General features: G+C 72.3%; 13 protein-coding genes. 6 read left to right on the forward strand and 7 right to left on the reverse strand.

The window, feature by feature from the left end; all coding sequences use genetic code 11:
* Nucleotides 1–62 precede the first annotated feature (62 nt).
* Together WME98_RS01610 and WME98_RS01615 are read left to right on the forward strand one after the other, a co-directional pair.
* Nucleotides 63–1,166: a hybrid sensor histidine kinase/response regulator gene (locus tag WME98_RS01610; protein WP_437949657.1), complete on the forward strand. Its 1,104-nt coding sequence runs from the start codon at nucleotides 63–65 to the stop codon at nucleotides 1,164–1,166.
* Complete coding sequence (locus tag WME98_RS01615) at nucleotides 1,156–3,537, forward strand: PAS domain-containing hybrid sensor histidine kinase/response regulator (RefSeq protein ID WP_437949658.1); 2,382 nt, start codon at nucleotides 1,156–1,158, stop codon at nucleotides 3,535–3,537. Before WME98_RS01610 ends, WME98_RS01615 begins: the two co-directional genes overlap by 11 nt.
* Nucleotides 3,538–3,659: 122 nt before the next feature.
* Here WME98_RS01615 and WME98_RS01620 read toward each other — a convergent pair whose 3' ends face one another.
* The 4 genes from WME98_RS01620 to WME98_RS01635 all read right to left on the reverse strand — a co-directional run bounded on the left by WME98_RS01620 (nucleotide 3,660) and on the right by WME98_RS01635 (nucleotide 7,179).
* Nucleotides 3,660–4,544: an alpha/beta fold hydrolase gene (locus WME98_RS01620; RefSeq protein WP_437949659.1), complete on the reverse strand. Its 885-nt coding sequence runs from the start codon at nucleotides 4,542–4,544 to the stop codon at nucleotides 3,660–3,662.
* A gap of 123 nt (nucleotides 4,545–4,667) precedes the next feature.
* A complete protein-coding gene (locus WME98_RS01625; protein ID WP_437949660.1) occupies nucleotides 4,668–6,005 on the reverse strand; it encodes an SLC13 family permease in 1,338 nt (445 codons plus the stop codon).
* Nucleotides 6,002–6,721: a hypothetical protein gene (locus WME98_RS01630; RefSeq protein WP_437949661.1), complete on the reverse strand. Its 720-nt coding sequence runs from the start codon at nucleotides 6,719–6,721 to the stop codon at nucleotides 6,002–6,004. The genes WME98_RS01625 and WME98_RS01630 overlap by 4 nt, the downstream gene beginning before the upstream one ends.
* Nucleotides 6,721–7,179 carry a hypothetical protein gene (locus WME98_RS01635; protein WP_061627361.1) on the reverse strand — a complete coding sequence of 153 codons (459 nt, stop codon included), beginning with the start codon at nucleotides 7,177–7,179 and terminating at the stop codon, nucleotides 6,721–6,723. Before WME98_RS01635 ends, WME98_RS01630 begins: the two co-directional genes overlap by 1 nt.
* Before the next feature lie 607 nt (nucleotides 7,180–7,786).
* Here WME98_RS01635 and WME98_RS01640 point away from each other — a divergent pair.
* The gene (locus WME98_RS01640; RefSeq protein ID WP_437949662.1) at nucleotides 7,787–8,521 is read left to right on the forward strand and encodes a transcriptional regulator; all 735 of its coding nucleotides are present in this window, start codon (nucleotides 7,787–7,789) and stop codon (nucleotides 8,519–8,521) included.
* Nucleotides 8,522–8,542: 21 nt separating this feature from the next.
* On the opposite strand, the gene WME98_RS01645 is transcribed toward WME98_RS01640, so the two are convergent.
* On the reverse strand, nucleotides 8,543–9,262 hold the full coding sequence (locus WME98_RS01645) for a TetR/AcrR family transcriptional regulator C-terminal domain-containing protein (RefSeq protein WP_437949663.1): 720 nt from the start codon (nucleotides 9,260–9,262) through the stop codon (nucleotides 8,543–8,545).
* A gap of 129 nt (nucleotides 9,263–9,391) precedes the next feature.
* Here WME98_RS01645 and WME98_RS01650 point away from each other — a divergent pair, with 129 nt between their 5' ends.
* From WME98_RS01650 to WME98_RS01660, 3 genes are all read left to right on the forward strand, one after another.
* Complete coding sequence (locus WME98_RS01650; RefSeq protein WP_437953946.1) at nucleotides 9,392–10,882, forward strand: monooxygenase; 1,491 nt, start codon at nucleotides 9,392–9,394, stop codon at nucleotides 10,880–10,882.
* Between the two features lie 204 nt (nucleotides 10,883–11,086).
* Nucleotides 11,087–11,884, forward strand: a complete 798-nt coding sequence (locus WME98_RS01655) for a hypothetical protein (RefSeq protein ID WP_437949664.1) — start codon at nucleotides 11,087–11,089, stop codon at nucleotides 11,882–11,884.
* A 223-nt stretch (nucleotides 11,885–12,107) separates the two neighbouring features.
* Nucleotides 12,108–13,268 carry an STAS domain-containing protein gene (locus WME98_RS01660; protein WP_437949665.1) on the forward strand — a complete coding sequence of 387 codons (1,161 nt, stop codon included), beginning with the start codon at nucleotides 12,108–12,110 and terminating at the stop codon, nucleotides 13,266–13,268.
* A gap of 92 nt (nucleotides 13,269–13,360) precedes the next feature.
* On the opposite strand, the gene WME98_RS01665 is transcribed toward WME98_RS01660, so the two are convergent.
* Both WME98_RS01665 and WME98_RS01670 read right to left on the reverse strand, forming a co-directional pair.
* A complete protein-coding gene (locus tag WME98_RS01665) occupies nucleotides 13,361–15,031 on the reverse strand; it encodes a hypothetical protein (RefSeq protein ID WP_437949666.1) in 1,671 nt (556 codons plus the stop codon).
* A gap of 354 nt (nucleotides 15,032–15,385) precedes the next feature.
* Nucleotides 15,386–15,985, reverse strand: a complete 600-nt coding sequence (locus tag WME98_RS01670) for a hypothetical protein (RefSeq protein WP_437949667.1) — start codon at nucleotides 15,983–15,985, stop codon at nucleotides 15,386–15,388.
* Between the last annotated feature and the right edge of the window lie 278 nt (nucleotides 15,986–16,263).

Genomic DNA, 16,263 nt, shown 5'->3' on the forward strand with positions numbered 1-16,263 from the left:
CCCTCGTGTACCCTCGCGCCCGCAACCGGGGGCCCATGGAGCAGCCAGAGCCGAGATCCAGGGTGCTCGTCGTCGATGACAACGAGCAGAACCGCGCCCTGGCCCAGGCCACGCTCGAGGACGAGGGACACGAGGTCGTGCTCGCCGTCACGGGCGAGGAGGGGATCCAGCAGTTCGAGCGCCACAGGCCGGATTGCGTGCTGCTCGACGTGCGGATGCCGGGCATGGACGGCTTCGCCGTGTGCGCCCGGATCCGCGCCCTCCCCGGGGGCGAGAGCACGCCGATCGTGTTCCTGACGGCGCTGCGCGACGTCGACACGTTCGACAGCGCCCTGCGCGCCGGCGGCGACGACTTCCTGACGAAGCCCGTCCGCCCGTCGGAGCTCCTCGCGCGCGTGCAGGCCGCGCTGCGGCTGCGCCGGCTCGGCGCGGAGCTGCGCGAGCACGTCGAGCTCGTCCGCCAGCAGCGGGACGCGCTCATGCGCCTCCAGCTCCAGAAAGAGCAGCTCACGGCCTTCGTCGTCCACGACCTGAAGAACCCCGTGAGCAGCATGGACCTGCACGCGCAGTTCCTGCTCCGGGACCGCGCGCTCCCGGAGCCGGCGCGCGACTCCGCGCGGCAGATCCGCGATCAGGCGCGCTCCCTGCTGCGGCTCATCTACGACCTGCTCGACATCAGCAAGAGCGAGGAAGGGCGGCTCGCCCCCGAGCGCGCGCGCGTCGACCTCCGCGCGCTCGTCCACGAGGCGTTCGCCGCGCTCGACCTGCGCGCGAGCGCCGGGTCGATCGCGCTGCGCGAGACCATCGAGGCGCCCGCCGTCCAGGCCGACCCGGACCTGCTCCGCCGCACGCTCGAGAACCTCCTCGAGAACGCCATCCACCACGCCCCGGCCGGCACCGCGGTGACCGTGAGCGCCGCGAAGGACGGCGCCGCGGTGGAGATCCGCGTGGCGGACGCGGGGCCGGGCGTCCCCGCCGAGATGCGCGCGCGGGTGTTCGATCGCTTCGTCCAGCTCGGCGGCGGCGACGAGGCCGTCCACCGCTCCGGCCGCGGCCTCGGGCTCGCCTTCTGCAAGATGGCCGTCGAGGCGCACGGCGGGACCATCCGGATCGAGGACAACGCGCCCGGCGCCGTCTTCTGCGTGAGGCTCCCCGATGACCCGTGAACTCTCCTCCAGCGAACGCCCGTCTCCGCCCGACCAGGCGCACGGCGGGCCCGGCGCCCCAGCGCTCGACGACGGCACGTTCCGCCTGCTCATCGACGCGGCGCCCGACGCCATGGTGGTCGTCGACGAGCATGGGCGGATCGTGTTCGTCAACGTCCAGACCGAGCGGATGTTCGGCCATGCGCGCGGCGAGCTCGTCGGGCAGCCCATCGAGCTCCTCCTCCCGGAGCGATTCCGGGGGGCGCACGTGGGGAACCGCGCGGCGTTCACCGCCGCGCCCAGGGCCCGCCCGATGGGGTCGGGGCTGGAGCTGTTCGGGCGCCGGAGGGACGGCAGCGAGTTCCCGGTCGAGATCAGCCTCAGCCCGCTGACGACCGAGCGGGGCACGCTCGTCTCGAGCGCCATCCGCGACATCAGCGACCGCAAGCGGGTCGACCTCGCGATGCGGCGGCTGGCCGCGATCGTCGACTCGTCCGAGGACGCCATCATCGGCGAGGCGCTCGACGGGCGCGTCGTCAGCTGGAACCGGGGCGCGCAGGCGATCTTCGGCTACACCGCCGAGGAGATGATCGACCGGCCCCTCACCGTGCTCGCCCCGCCGGGGCGGGAGGGCGAGGTGCTGCGGACGCTCGAGCGGCTCAAGCGGGGCGAGCACATCGAGCACTTCGAGACGGTGCGCCGGCGCAAGGACGGCAGGGACATCGACGTCGCGATCACCGCCTCTCCGATCCACGACGCCCAGGGCAAGCTCGTCGGCACCTCGAAGGTGGCCCGCGACATCAGCGAGCGGAAGCGCCTGGAGGCCGAGGCGAAGCGCACGAGCGACCTCCTCAGGAGCGCGGTGGAGAGCTTCCAGGGCGCGTTCGCCGTGTTCGACGCGCAGGATCGGCTCGCGCTCTGCAACAGCGCGTACCGGCACTGGCTCGGCGCGCGGGTGAGCGGCCCGATCGTCGGCCGGAGCTACGGTGAGCTCATCGACGAGGGCATCGCCGCGGGGCTGTTCTCCCTCGGCGGCGAGCCGCCGGCCGCCTTCCGCGCGCGGCTCCTCGCCTATCACGCCGAGCCGGGCGGCACGCTGGATCTCTGCACGAGCGACGGGCGCAGCCTGCGCGCGACCGAGCGCCGGACGGCCGAGGGCGGGACCGTGTGCACCCTCTGGGACATGACCGGCGACGTGCAGCGCGCGGAGGAGCTCCGCAAGGCGCGGGCCCAGGCCGAGGCGGCCAGCTCCGCGAAGAGCGAGTTCCTCGCCTCGATGAGCCACGAGCTCCGCACGCCGCTCAACGCGGTCCTCGGCTTCGCGCAGCTCCTCCACCGCGACCGGAAGACGCCGCTCACCGACCGCCAGAAGGAGCGGATCGAGCATGTCCTGAAGGGCGGCGAGCACCTGCTCAAGCTGATCGACGACATCCTGGACCTCTCGCGCATCGAGGCCGGCCGCGTGACGGTGTCGATCGAGCCGGTGAACGTCCCCGAGGTGCTGGACGAGGTGAAGACGACGCTCGACCCGATGGCCCAGCGCGCCGGCATCGAGATCGCCCTCGCGCCCTTGCCCGCGGAGCTCCCGAAGATCACCGCGGATCGCACCCGCTTCGCGCAGATCCTCATGAACTACGGCTCGAACGCGATCAAGTACGGCCGGCGGGGGGGCCGCGCCACGATCGCGGTGTCGATGCCGGAGGGCGGCGTCGTGAGGATCTGCGTGGCGGACAACGGCATCGGCATCCCACGCGAGCAGCACGCGAAGATCTTCCAGCCCTTCCAGCGCGCCGGCCAGGAGACGGGGCCGATCGAGGGGACCGGGATCGGCCTCGCCATCACGAAGCGGCTCGCGGAGCTCATGGGCGGCGGCGTCGGCTTCAGCAGCGTGCCGGGCGAAGGCTCGGAGTTCTGGATCGAGCTCCCGGCGCACGAGGAAGCGCCGGAGAGCGCCGCCCCGGGCCAGGCGGACGCGCGCCTGGAGGCGTCGCCGCTCGCCGGGCCCGGCGGCGTCCGCCATTCGGTCCTCTACGTCGAAGACAACCCGTCGAACATCGCGTTCATGGAGGAGCTGATCTCCGAGTTCGAGCGCGTCCGCCTGATCACCGCGCCGAACGCCGAGATCGGCATCGAGCTCGCGCGGTCGCGGCGGCCCGAGGTCGTCATCATGGACATCAACCTCCCCGGGATGAGCGGCTACGAGGCCGCGCGCAAGCTCGAGGAGTGGCCGGAGACGCGCGACATCCCCGTGATCGCGCTCAGCGCGGCGGCGATGCCCCGGGACACCCGCCGCGCCGAGCAGGCGGGGTTCTACCGCTACCTGACCAAGCCGGTGCGGGTCGACGAGCTCACGGCCGTCCTCGAGGAGCTCCTCGTCCCCGGGGCGCGCTGACGGTGGCCGGATTTGAACATGAAGGCGGGAAGGCGGGAAGAACAGATCACTGTTCTTCCTGTCTTCCCGCCTTCATGTGAATCACTCCGGGGCCAACTGGGCCACCCCCCGGCGGCCGACGCCTATTTCAGGAACGCATCCCGGAGGTGCTTGTTCACATACGCCGGCTTCTCACGCATCAAGAAGTGCCCGCCATCCTGCACGTAATGGATCGTGTAGCGGCTGTACCAGGGTGTGACGAGGTCGGTCCAGGCGGAGGGGACCACGGGATCCCCCATGCCTTGCAGGAACGTCACGCGGCAGTCGGAGATGGTCCGGTCGAGCGGGGTCCAGGGCTGGCTCGTGATGGACAGGTTGGCGCGGTAGAAGTTGAAGCCGCCGTGGATGTTGCCGGGCTTCATGAAGTTGTCGACGTAGATCTCCAGCTCTTCCCCCTGGAAGAGACCCTTGTCGTGCGACCAGTGGTTCAGGAAGTGACGGAAGTAGGTGCGGCACGCGTCGCGGCTCGAGCCGACCAGCTCGACGGCCATGTCCAGCTGGTGGAACTGCGAGTACCACGACTCGGGGAAGTGGCCGGGGCTCAGGTATCGCCCCTCGAACCCCGGCGTGATGGGGTTGATGATCGCGGCCTGGATCACCTTATCGCGGTGCTTGCGCACGAATTTGTGCAGGACGAGCGCGGAGTAGTCGTGGCCCGCGAGGAGGGCCTGCTCGATGCCGAGGTGGTCGAGCAGCTGGGCGATGTCCTCCACGACGCGATCGAGGTGGAAGAGATCGATGCGCGAGAGATCCGGCTTCTCGGAGTCGCCGTAACCCCGCAGGTCGGGCACGATGACATCGAAGCTCTCGGCCAGGGGGCCGATGTTCTTGTGCCACTCCCACCAGAAGCCCGGCCAGCCGTGGAGCAGGATGAGCGGCCTCCCGCGCCCCTCGCGCACATAGTGCAGGCGGATATCCGCGAGCTGGGCGTGGTGGTGGGTGAAGTGTTCGGGGCGTCGCAACGTCATGATCCGCTCCTTTCGGGACAGGCGCGCTGGGGTCGCGCCGCAGCGTGGCAGGCGGCGGCCAGGAGACGCGAACGCGTTTCCGGGTGTCAAGGCCGCCCCGCCCGGCGCCAGCGCAGGGTCGGCTCATCGCCCCGTCCAGACGGCGAGGAGCGCGTACGCGATCGCCACGGCCTGGATGACCGTGAAGCTCAGGAGGCCGGCCGGCAGGAAGTCGAAGAAGCCGAACCGGATGGGCTTGCCGTCGAGGTCGCGCAGGTCGGCCCGCTCCGTGAGCGCCTGCGCGAGCGGGCCCGACGTCGCGGCGGTCAGGAAGAGCGAGCTGCCCGCGCAGACCGACAGGGCGAGGCCGACATAGACGGCGGGCCCGGGCACCCGCTCGGCGAGCGACTCGGCCACGTCGAGCAGCGCCGCCATGCTGGGGCCCGCCGAGAACAGCCCGGTCAGCACGCCGGCGAGGACGAGGAACGCGACGAGCTGGAGCGACGGCGCGACCGGCAGCCGCTCCAGCGAGCGCGAGACCTCCTCGAACAGGCCGGTGCGCCGCACCGCCGCCACCATCACGAAGAGCGAGAGGAGGAAGAGCACCGCCTCGATGTCGAGCCCCGCCCTCGCGAGCCGCTCGCCGAGCCTGCGCGCCATGAGCAGCGCCGCGCCGGTGCCGAGCCAGCACACGAGCTCCGGGCCGACGCCGAGCTCCGCGGGCAGGAACAGCCACGCGACCACCATCGCGGCGAGCGACGCGGCCGCCGGCACGAGGAGGCGCCGATCGGCGCGCACCCGCCGGTGCAGCGCCTCCATCGCCGCGCGCGTGAGCCGCGCCGAGACCGGATCGCGCGGCACGCCAGCGGCCGGGCGCACCACGGCGCCCACGACGAGGAGCAGGAGGGCGAGCGCGAAGAGCGTCGCCGGGGCGGCGCGCGAGAGGTAGGCCCCGAACGTCATGCTGCCCCGGCCGAGCAGCAGGATGGCCGGGAAGTCGCCGATCGGCGTGGCGGCCCCGCCGAGGTTGCAGGCGACGAGCAGGAGGCCGAGCAGCCAGGAGACGTACCGCTGCCGCGTGCCCATGAGCTTGAGCAGCACGTGCAGCACGGGCAGGACGAGCACGAGCGCCGTGAGGTTGTTGACGACGCCGCTCACGAGGTACATCGCGATCGAGAACACCAAGATGACGCGGAAGGGCTCGGCGCCGCTCAGCCGCGTCGCCGCGACGGCGAGGCGGTCGAAGAGCCGCGAGGCGGCGAGCAGCTGGGACAGGAGCCCCAGCGTCACGAGGATGACGAGCACGTCCCACGGCACCTCGGCGAGGAGGCGCTGCGTCGTCGCGACCCCCAGCAGCGTCGACGCGAGGGAGGCGAGGGCCGCGCCGCCCGTCACGATGAGCACGCGGCGCGACGGCAAGAGCGCCTGGAGCAAGAGCGCGCCGAGCAGGATGACGAGCAGCGCGGCCTGGGGCGCCGTCACGTCGCCTCGCGCGCGGGCGTGGGCGCGCGCGGGCGAGGCGACGCGACGGCCGCGGCGGCCCCGTGCCCAGGCGGCGCCGGCCGCACGAGGCACGAGAAATCGGCCGGGCTCGTCTCCACCATCCAGCGCGGGTACACCGTCATGGGCCGCCCGAGGATGTCCCAGCCGATCAGCGAGCGGAACTGGGTCCGCACGTCGGGGCCCGAGACGCGCAGCCACGAGGGGCTCACGTGCGCCGCGTGCCCGTCGGTGCCGTAGACGAAGGTGAGCAGCGCGCTCCTCCGCCCGGCCCAGCGGTGGAGCTCGGACAGCTCCACCGGCGTCATGAGCCCGTCGTAGTTCGCGAGCACCCGCCGGAAGTCGGGGTCGAGCCCGCCCCCGTCGGTGACGAGGCCCGCGTCGACGCCGGAGAGCCGCGGCACGAGCGCGTCGAGGCAGTCGGCCTCAAGCCCCACGACGAGCAACCGGGTCACGCCGCGGAGCGCGTCGAGGACGCCCGCGGGGTCGAGCGGCGCCTCGGCGCCGCCGGAGAGCCACTGCTCGGCGATGAAGTCGAGGACGGGGAACTCGCGCCCGAGCTGGTCGCGGGCCTCGCCGACGAGCGGTGCGCCGCCGGCCGCCATCAGCTCGCGCAGGAACAGCCGCGCCGCCGAGCGCATGCCCAGCTCGGCGGCCACCATCCGGAACGCCTGCCCGAGCGCCGGCGGCAGCGCCATCAGGCCGGCTCCACCCCGGCCCCGACGCGGGCGCGCCCAGCGCGCGCGAAGAGGGCGTCGAGCAGGCAGATCATGGCGGCGTTGGCGAGCGCGTGGTGCGGCGGGCCGTCGGTGAGGCAGTCGACGAGCGCGGCGAGCTCCGGCGAGCCCTTCGGGGCGAGGCGCGCCAGCGGCGCGAGCGGGATGGCCAGCGGGTAGTCGTGCTCGCTGCCGCGCGCGAGGTGCGGCGGCAGGCGGATCGGGACGGGCAGCGCCTCGCCGCGCGGCGCGCCGCCCTCGTCCGGGCCGAGCTCCTCGAGCAGGAGGCCGAGCAGGCAGAGCAGCGTGTAGCTCGCGCCGCGGTGATGGATGGGGCCCTCTCCCACGATGCACCGGACCACGAAGTCGCGCTCCTCCGCGTCGGGCATCCAGGGGGCGAGGAGCGCGTCGAGCCTGCCGGGGCGGATGAGCGCGGACACCGCAGACGAGGGCAACGGAGCGTGGCGCGGGCCATGGTCGCGAGGCGGTCGGGGCGGAGGCATGGGGGCACCTCAGCGTAGCTGCTCGGAACGGCCCGGATCCAGGCTTGATCGAGCGCGCCTCGCGCGCGAGGCGGCGCGGGCTCGACCACCGTGGCTCGCGACGGCGCCGCGAGATCGCCGTCCGGCGCGCTGCGAGGTGGATCCGGCCGCTACGCCCCGCTCGTCGGAGGCTCTCTTCACGCGGCAGGATCGCGCGGGGTCATGCGTACATCGGTGGTGTACACAACGCGCCTTCCGGGCGCGCGCCGCCCCGGCATCCAGAGATCGGGACGGCGTCCGGAGGCCGGCAGTCAACGAACGATCCCGTCGTACAACCGGCGCGACGAACGGCGTCGCCAAGTTCGCGGCCGAGCGGCCCGGGGCCGACATCGCCGACCGCTCAACACCGTGGCAGGGCCGACCTACATCGCGCCTTGAGCTCCTCCACGCGCCGTACACAGCGCGGCTTTGTCCCACGCAGAGCCCGCTCGTCGGCCGATATCCGATCTGCGGCGAGACCGATTTCACTCGACGAAACGGCGGGAGTTCAGCGTAGCGTGGCAGTATGACCCTGCGACGCGATCATGTCCTCTCCTGCACGACGCTCCTGCTCATCGCATGTGGACTGGCCGGGTGCGGCAAGGCCTCCACGAGGCCCGCGGCGGCGCCCGACGCCGCGGCCGCGCCCGACGCCGAGCCCGCGACGCTGACGCTCCGGCGCTCGGCGGACGACATCATCCTCGCGGCGAAGCTGCCGCCGGAGACGGCGCCGCGCGCGTCGCTCGAGATCCACCGCCTCGACGCCTACGCGGTGTGCAACGCGGCGCAGGCGCGCCTCTCCGCCAGCGTGAACGTGGACGCGAGCGCCAGCGCCGGGCCGAGCGCGCTCACGGTGTCGAGCCTCGTCATCGGCGGCCTGGGGCTCGCGGGCGGGATCACCACCACGGTGCTGGCCGCGGGGCTCGAGGCGCCGAAGGTCCCGGCGGGCACGCCGTCGCTCCCGGACGCGGAGCCCCCGGACGTGGAGGGCAAGACCGGCGTCATCGTGGCGGGCGTCCTCACCGGCGTCGTCGTCGTGGGCGCGGTGGTCGGCACGCTGCTGCTCGTCGGAGGCGACGACGACGACGACGACGGGCGCAAGGGCAAGCTCGACCTCGGCGCCGGCGGCCCGCGCCTGCGCGGGCTCCGCGACGCGATCCGCGATTTCGAGGTCTCGTGCCCGGACGAGCCCGCGGAGGACGCCCTCACGGCGTGCATCGACAAGGCGCGCGCCCTCCGGAGGACCTGCGCAGCGCGGTGATCCGCGGAGAGCGCGCCGCCGTCACCGGCTCCGGCGGAGCGGACGCCGCCCCGCGCGCGGGCGCGGCGGGGCTTCGGGCGCGGGGCGCGGCGGCGCGGGGCTCGGCGGCGCATCGCCCGGCGCCGCCGCGAGGCCCTCGAGGATGAGCCGCGCGCCGTAGCGGAACCGCGCGTCGAGATCGGCGTCGGCCATGTGCGGGAACGCCGCCGCGAGGTGCGGATACGCCCCGCGCGCCATCGCCTCCCGGAGGTGCGCCGGGTCGGCCTTGCCGCCGCCCGCCCCGCCGGCCGGGGTCATGGCCTGCTCTTCGAGCGTGAAGCCGATCGTGTAATAGACAAGCGTCCACGCCCCCCACGCGGCGGCGCGCGGCGACAGCCCGGCGTCGCCCAGCGCGCCGAGCAGCATGTCCGAGAACCGCAGCGTGTTCTCCTGCGTGACGTAGGTCCCCGCGAACACCCGCGCCCCGTCCCGGTGCGCGAGGAGCGCCTCACGGAGCCGCCCGGCCATCTCGGCCGCTCGCTCGCGCCACGTCGCCCCCTCCGGCGCGCGGGCAACGCAGCCCTCCAGCATCGCTTCCGCCATCGCGTCGAGCAGCTCCTGCTTGTTCTTGACGTGCCAGTACAGCGTCGCCGCCTGCACGTTCAGCTCCTGGCCGAGCCGGCGCATCGTCAGCGCGTCGAGCCCGACCTCGCCGAGCAGCCGCAGCGCCGTCGAAACCACCTGCTCGCGTGTCAGCCCCATGCCCGCACCCCGCTCTCCCCTTCCCCGGCTCCTCGGGCCCGGAAATCGGGCCAGCGCCTTGACTCTAACACCGTTCGAGTCACTCTAACAACGTTCAAGTCGTTGTTGGACGTGGAGGCTTCGATGGCGATGGATGCCGAGGTGGTGGTCGTGGGGGGAGGTCCGGTCGGCCTGATGCTGGCTTGCGAGCTCGCGCTCGCGCGGGTGCGGGTTCGGGTGCTGGAGCAGCGGCACGCGCGGATGCAGGAGTCGCGCGCGCTCACGCTGCACCCGAGGACGCTGGAGATCCTCGACCAGCGCGGGCTCGTGGATCGCTTCCTGCGCCGCGGCGCCCCGGTGCCGGCGGCGCACTTCGCGGTGCTCGAGCCGCGGCTCGATCTCTCGCGCCTCGATACGCGGCACCCGTACACGCTGTTCCTGCCGCAGGTCCAGACGGAGGAGCTCCTGGAGGAGCGGGCCCGCGAGCTCGGGGTCGAGGTCCTGCGCGGCCACGCGGTGGTCGAGGTCTCGCAGGACGAGGGGGGCGTGTCGCTAGAGGTCGAGGGCCCCGAGGGGCGCTACGGCGCGCGCGCCGGCTACGTCGCGGGCTGCGACGGGGCCGGGAGCTTGGTGCGGCGCTCGCTCGGCATCCGCTTCCCGGGCAGCGACGCGACGCGGACGGCCTTCCTCGGCGACGTCGAGCTCGCGGAGCGCCCCGCCCGGCCCGTCTCCCTCGCGGGCCCGGCCGGCGCCGTGCTCCTGGTGCCGCTCGGCGACGGGCTCCACCGCTTCGTCGTGCACGATCCGCTGCGGGCCCACGCCGACCGGTCCGAGCCGGTGACGCTGGACGAGCTGCGGGGCTCGGTGCGGCGGATCCTCGGGACGGACTTCGGCATGCGCGGCGCGCGCTGGCTGTCGCGGTTCGGCAACGCGACGCGGCTGGCCGAGCGGTACCGCCTCGGGCGCGCGCTCCTCGCGGGCGACGCCGCGCACATCCATTTTCCGATGGGCGGCCAGGGGCTCAACGTCGGTCTGCAGGACGCGATGAACCTCGGCTGGAAGCTCGCCGCCGCGGTCAAGGGCTGGGCGCCGCCCCACCTGCTCGACAGCTACCATGACGAGCGCCACCCCGTCGGCCGGGCGCTGTCGCGCAACACGGAGGCGCAAACGCAGCTCATGGATCTGTCGGATCCCGGCCTATCCCTCCGCGCGCTCATGAGCGACCTGCTCGCGATCGACGCCGTGAACCGGCGCCTCGCCGGGCAGATCAGCGCGCTCGACGTCGCGTATTCCCCCGCCGAGGGCGCGCCGGCGCACGCCTCGGTCGGCAGGCGGGCGCCCGACCGCGCCCTCGAGGCCGCGCGCGGCCCGGCGCGCCTCCACGCGCTGCTCCACGCGGGCCGTTTCGTGCTGCTCGACCTCGCCGGCGACGCCGATCTCCGGGCGGCGGGCGGGGCCTACCGCGATCGCGTCGACGTCGTCCAGGCAGCGATCGTCGATCCGCCGGGCGACCTCGCCGGCGTCGACGCCCTCCTGGTGCGGCCGGACGGGCACGTCGCCTGGGCGAGCGACGGGTCGGGGCGCGCGACGCGCCTCGACGAGCTGCGGGGCGCGCTCGCGTACTGGTGCGGCCACGCGTGAAGCGCCCTGACGCCGCGGCGCGTCTCTGCGCCTGGAAACCAGCGCAGGCCCGTCCGCGCGATCCCTCACTTCCCCGGCGCGAAGTTGAATAGACTGAAGAGACACGGATCACCCGCACGGCGGACGCGCGCGTGCCGCCCCGACGGCACCAGCGCTCGAGCCGCTCTATCGCGCGCCGCCGAGCCGCGCGCCCCCGAGGAGTGAATGAAGCGCATCCATCTGTTCGAGCTCGAAGACTTCAGCTGGTTTCCCGGGTGGATGCGGGCCTGCATGACACGCATGATCGTGACGGTGCACAAGGCGCTCGGATCGAGCGACGAGCTGGCGGAGCTGGTCGCCCGGGCGCTCCGTGAGTCGCGCTCCACGAGCATCGTCGACCTCTGCTCCGGGAGCGGGGGCCCGATGCTCGATGTCCTGGAGCGCCTGAACCAGAAGCCGGGGTTCGAGGGCGTCACGCTGACGCTCACCGATCTCTACCCCAACGCGGAGGCGGCGGCGCGCATCAACGCCCGGGAAGGCAGCAACGTGTCGTACCGGACGACCCCGCTCGACGCCACCGAGGTGGGCCGCGAGACGGCGGGGCTGAGGACCATGATCAGCAGCTTCCACCACATGAGACCGGAGAGCGCGAGAAAGATCCTGGAGACGGCCCAGAGGAGCAGACAGCCCATCTGCATCTTCGAGATCAGCGACAACAGCTATCCGGCGTTTCTCTGGTGGACCGCCCTGCCGGCCAACTTCCTGATGTGCCTCCTCATGACGCCGCTGGCGAGGCCCGTGACGGCGCGGCAGCTCGTCTTCACGTACCTCTTCCCGATCATCCCGCTGTGCTTCGCCTGGGACGGGGCGGTCTCGAACGCGAGGACCTACACGCTCGAGGACCTGGACGAGCTCTTGCGAGGGCTCGGGGACGAAGGGTACCGATGGGAAAAGGGGGTGATCGGCGGCAGGATGAAGAAGATCTACCTGCTCGGCATTCCCACCCAGGCCGCCGGCGACTGAGCCGCTCCGACGCGGACGAACCGGTATGTACCGGTCGTACGGCTAGCGGCGCTCGCTGGCGGGCGGCCAGCGGCGCCGCGTCCCTGTCGTGGAGGTCTGCGGCCGGGTTAAGGTCAGGCCCTGGTTCGCGTTCCGGATTGCCCCCTACTATCGACGTGCGGTCATCGATGTAACGTCGGATGCGCAACCGCGATTCGCCTGTCCGGTTGCGGAGGGGAGCACGATGACCGAAGCGAATGGATCGCTTGGTTCGCTGGACGATTTCATCGCCCACTCTACGGAGATGCTGTTCGTCGCGAGGGGCGACGGCGCGCTGTTGCGATGGAGCGAAGCGCTGGGCCAGGCCGTCGGACCTGCGCTCGCACAAGGGACCACGTTGACAGAGCTCTTCCACCCGGAGGACCGCCGCACGCTCACGACGCGCTGGGAGCAGGTCCGCGGGGGCGCCGCCCCCGTGGAGCTCCGCGGCCGCGTCCTGAGCGCGGAGCAGCGCTACAGGCCGCTCTCGTGCGTCGTGCGCGGCGCGCGCACGGACGGGCTGGTCTACGGCTCGTTCCGCGACGCGCCCCCCGGCGACGGCGCCCAGGGCGAGCTGGCCCGGCTGAGGGAACGGGACCGGATCCTCGGCGCGCTCATCAACGCCCTCCCGATAGCGGTGTGGGCCATCGACGCCGATGGCACGTACACCTACCACGACGGCAAGGGGCTCGCGGCCGCCGGTCATCGGCCTGGACAGCTCGTTGGACAGAACATCTTCGCGCTTTACGGCGACATGGCGGGCGGCATCGAGCGCGCGCTGGCCGGCGAGGCGGTGCACGGGCTGTCGGAGGTCCACGGCTGCGTGTGGGAGAGCTGGATGGTCCCGCTCTCCGAGGCCCCGGGGCGCGTCCGCTCCGTCGTCGGGTTCTCGCTCGACGTGACGGAGGGCCAGCGCGCGCACGAGGCCCTCCAGACGAAGCTCGACGTGATCGAGGCGCAGCAGCGGGTCATCCGGGAGCTCGCCGCGCCGATCATCGAGGTCTGGGACGGCGTGCTGGCGCTGCCCATGATCGGCGTCGTCGACAGCGCGAGGACGGCCGAGGCGATGGAGAGCCTGCTCGAGGCGATCTCGAATCGCTCGGCGCGCTTCGCGGTCCTGGATCTCACCGGCGTGCAGGTCGTGGACACGAAGGTGGCCGATCACCTGATCAAGCTCGTGAGGGCCATCCAGCTGCTCGGCGCCGAGGGGATCATCTGCGGCATTCGCCCGAACGTGGCGCAAACGATGGTGGCGCTGGGGCTCGACCTCAGCGCCATCGTGACCAAGGCCAACCTGCGGGCCGGCCTCACGCACTGCATGCAGCGGCTGAGCCGGCGCCCGTCGGCGCCGCGATCGAGCCCGTGACCTGCGCGCCGCCCCGCGGCGCCGCGTAGGGAGCGACACCAGCCCTGGCGCCGCGCGGACGCCCGGCGCCGCGGACGGCCGGGCGCCTGGGCTCAGAACAGCTCGATGTCGTCGAGCTCGAGGGACGCCGCCTGCCCCGCGGGCGTGCGCCAGATCAGGGCCATGACGTTCCCCGGGTCGAGCGCCGCCGGCGTGCCCCACCCCCGTTGCAGCAGCTCCGACCAGCGCACTTCCACGGTGATCCAATCGGATCCGGACCAGAGCTCGGTTCCATGGTAATCGAGGCAATTCGAGCAGTATCCGCCCTCGGGCACGGTGAGGACCGAGCTGACCTCGAAGCGGATCGGGTAGGACAGGGAGCGCATCTTGAAGCGGATGCCCTGGAAGCTCGCCACGTTGACCGACCACGGGTCGAAGTCGAGCATGACGCCGGCGCCCCACTCGGTGGGGATCGCCGGGGAGTAAACGCCGAGCGCCGTCCCGGTGCCGGGCCCTGCCGACGGGACCAGCTCGACGTACGGGATGGTCGCGTCGAGAATCGCCACCCACGGCCCGGTGAACGGCGGCGAGATGCCGGCGTACGGCGCGCCGCTTATGAAGTCTCCGTCATCGAAGCTCTCGATGAGGATGGCCGGCGTCGCGCAGAAGGGCAGCCACTGGCAGTCCGGATCGCTGCAATCCGCGAGCCCGTCCCCGTCGTCGTCGTAGCCGTTGCTGCACGCCGCGTCGGTGCTCTCGCCCCAAACCGTGCAGGCGGGCTGCCCCTGGCACTCCGGATCGCTGCAGTCCGCGTACCCGTCCCCGTCGTCGTCGTAGCCGTTGCTGCACGCCGCGTCGTTGTCCTCGCGCACCGGCTGGCAGTAGGGCTGCCACTGGCACTCCGGATCGCTGCAGTCCGCGTATCCGTCCCCGTCGTCGTCGTAGCCGTTGCTGCACGCCACGTCGGTGTTCTCGGGATAGGGCACGCAGACGGGCAGCCACTGGCAGTCCCAATCGCTGCAGTCCGTGTACCCGTCCCCGTCGTCGTCGTAGCCGTTGCTGCACGCCGCGTCGTTGTCCTCGCGCCATGACGCGCAGAAGGGCTGCCACTGGCAGTCCCAATCGCTGCAGTCCGTGTACCCGTCCCCGTCGTCGTCGTAGCCGTTGCTGCATGCCACGTCGGTGTCCTCGCGCAATGGCGCGCAGAAGGGCTGCCACTGGCAGTCCCAATCGTTGCAGTCCGTGTACCCGTCCCCGTCGTCGTCGTAGCCGTTGCTGCACGCCACGTCGGTGTCCTCGCTGAGCGCCGGCGTGTCGTCGACCCCGATGGCGATGTCGAGCGTCCCCTGGCCGACGGAGATGACATCGCCGTCCGACCGGAACTGAAACACGACCGTCGACGCCGCGCCTTCGTAGATATAGACCGGCGTCGGGTTCGGCGACGTCAGCGCCGCCTCGACCTGCTGGTAGCCGCCGCCGGTCCACCGCTCGAGGATCCAGCCGGGCTCGAGGTAGACGTCGTAGCGGCCGACCGGCAGCACCTCCGTGAGCACCGCCGTGTCGCCGTCTCCATGGACGAGCCGGTGCGTCGGACCGTAGAGGTTGAACCACGCCTGGGATAGGCGGTAGGTCGCGCCCGTGGCGCTCGTCCCGACCAGGGCGAGGCTGATCGAGCCAACGTCGGAAACCTGCTCGGCGACGTCCGGCGCCTCCGGTCCGCAGCCGACCGGGATCGTGAGCGCCGAAAGAACCGAGCAGACGAAGAGTTGTCGCAAGTATCTCATGATGACTTCGTATCAGAGACGCTCGCGCACGAAAAGCGCGTTCGGCGGACGCGCGACGACGGCGCGCGGCCGTCTCTCGTGCCGCGTGTCTCGTGCCGCGTGCCGCGCGAGCGATACGCTTCACGACCGGGGGAGAGCCTTCGCGACCGGGGAGAGCCGCTCCGTGTCGGAAAATGTCGCAAGACGTACGCCTCCACGTGGTCGGCCGCCGTCGCGCGAGGCCCCCCCCCCCGAGCGCGCAAGTCACGAGCTGCTTGGTCGCCCACGGCGGCCCGACCGTACACGCGCGGCCTCCAGGGCTGGCCGGAGCGCGGCGCGGCGCACCGGTCGCGGCACCAGGGACCCGCGGCCGCGCTACTTGACCGCCTGGTCGATGTAATAGCCCGCGTGCCCGCTCGGCACGCTCACCGACCCGCGCACCGGCACGAACGTCCCGGAAGGCACGATGTTCTTCGGGACGCCGTCGGCGAGGATCTGGTACCACGTGAGCCGGGTGAGGCCGCTCTGGTTCTTGGTGATCCGGAGGTAAACGTTGTCCTTTCGGTAAAGGGCTCCGCCGCTCACCGGGTCCGTCTGGAAGGTCTCCCAGGGCACCTCCCTGGGCAGCGCAAAGCTCTGCGGGCCGCGCTGCGAGGGCGGGTAGCTGTCGCCGCCGCTGTGGGTGAAGACGATGTTCTTGGTTCCGAGCGCCGAGAGGGCCGCCGGATCCACGTACCAATATTCGGTGTTCGCCGTGTAATTGCCCATGTTCGCGCCGCCGATGGCCAGCGCCCTCGCGAACGGGACCCCGCCGACGCTCAGCTTGAAGAGCCGCCAGGCCCTGCCGTCCGGATCCAGCTGCGGCGAGGCGACCTCGCCGACCTCCTCGGAGGCGCCCTCGTCCCCGAGGTAACAGCCGGGCGTGAAGAGGGAAGAACACGCGATGACGCTGAGCAGAACCGACCGCAGTTGCATAAACTGGTCTCCCCGGAGTGTTGCTGGCGCTTTCGCCGGCGCTCTGGCCGCCGCTTCGATCAACGCTCGTCGAAGCGCTGCGCGCAGCTCGCCTTTCGGCGCCAGCCGAGGAGCTCGATATAGAGGATGCCGGATCCGCGCTCAAAGCCAAAGCAGGAATGCCACCCCATGCCGCACCAGCTCCCGTGACGACGCGCTGCGCCGGCCGGCGCGATGCCCGGCCGCGGCCCCGGGCGGCTCGCCCCGGGGCCGCGCGCCGCCGTCGATCTCGTGCGGCG

Origin of the sequence: Sorangium sp. So ce296 (assembly GCF_051529605.1) — a bacterium.
Lineage (GTDB): Bacteria > Myxococcota_A > Polyangia > Polyangiales > Polyangiaceae > Sorangium > Sorangium cellulosum_D.